Raw genomic sequence first — 1,533 nt, 5'->3', positions numbered from 1 at the left:
ACATATATAATGATGAAATGGTCACATACAAAAAACAAATTTTTTGAATTTCATCAGACGGGGGGATGGTGATGAAAAATCCATGGATTGGTAAGGGGATATGGGATGAAATTTACAAGTATAAAAAACTGAATATACAAGATAATTTACACGAAAAAAGAGGGGGGAAAAGAAGAAATACCACCTGAATTAAAGGGAGAATATGTAGCATCAAAATTAGAGAAAGAAGGTAAAGCGTCTGGATCACAAATAGGGCCTTTAATACGCTCACTGGTGGTCAAAACTCCATTTTCTATTTTTTCAGAAGTAACTAGTTTTAAAATATTTCCAAAAATAAATGTTAAAAATCAAGAAGCATTTGTATTTAGGGATGAAAAAGGTGTAGAAGGGCGTGAATTAGATTGTAAGTTATTAACTACAGTGCAACAATATCATTCGGATAGTTATTGTAAATTAGTTTCTTTAAATCTTCATGAGAAGAGAATTCATTTTGAATTATATAACCAAAAAAATAAAGGGAATAAAGAAGAGAATAAGGTAGAGGCATCTTCATGGATTCCTATTCACAGTATAATATTAGAGAGTGAAAATGGGGAAGACGTAAATAATTTTATTACAGCGAAACTACCAATAGAAATAGGAAGATATAAAGGTGAAATTAGTTTACGAGAAAAGGTTGTATTTAAAGAAAAAGTCATAGGAATAAAAGAGGTTGAACAGGAGATTATTTTGACAAAAACCGAATTTTTAATACCAAAGGTAAAAAAGAATGGGCAAAATACACTTACAGTTGAAAAAGGGAGCTTATTGGTAGAAGGGTATATATATCAATGTATTGAATACATATCAGAACAAAGTACACTTCATGATAATGAGCATCAGTTAATACAAAATATTGTATTGGAGTTAATCATTCAAGTAATACAAGAACAAGAAGTACAAGTGCGAATTAAATAAAAATAATTATATTCCCTCGATTAGCTCATTATTTTTATTCGTAGTGTATCGATGGGTAGTCTTTTGTAAATCATTCAGTGCTGCAAACTATTTGTTAAATGGTTTATCCTTGATAAATTCAATTTTACATTGTTACTAAATTGTATGAATCTCCTCTGGTTTAAGTTTTAAAAAAGTGCTAAAAAGTTTGCAAACGATCTTGCTAACACTTATACAGAATAGACATAAATTATCGCTGATATGTCGTTTTTTAAAATAGTCTTAATCAGTTAAATCACACTTATATGAAATGCTCATAAAAAACGTCTTAATATCAAGAATATAACATGTTAGGTCAAACAAACCTTGATATAACAATGTTTGTTTAACTTGCGTTTGTAAAATATTTACATTTTATAAATGCAAGTTATCCAAATCAACGTAATTATAAACATAAACATGATTAACACCAATCGTTTTACGTGACATTCGTATATTTTAAGTCTTTGATAAATAATACAATTTAAATTTTGCAGATCAGTAGAATGAGGAAATATGCTTAGAGTATTAGCGAAACCCAACCCTAATCAATTCTTC

At 28.8% G+C, this 1,533-nt stretch carries 1 pseudogene; it reads left to right on the top strand.

The window, feature by feature from the left end:
- Window positions 1-71: 71 nt before the first annotated feature.
- Window positions 72-957 (top strand): annotated as a pseudogene (locus DN403_RS30100) (BC_2427 family protein).
- Window positions 958-1,533: the final 576 nt, after the last annotated feature.

The organism is Bacillus sp. AY2-1 (genome assembly GCF_008368965.1).
Taxonomy (GTDB): Bacteria; Bacillota; Bacilli; order Bacillales; family Bacillaceae_G; genus Bacillus_A; species Bacillus_A thuringiensis_S.
The sequence above is the reverse complement of the archived record's forward strand: the minus strand, read 5'-3'. Positions and strand labels throughout refer to the sequence as shown.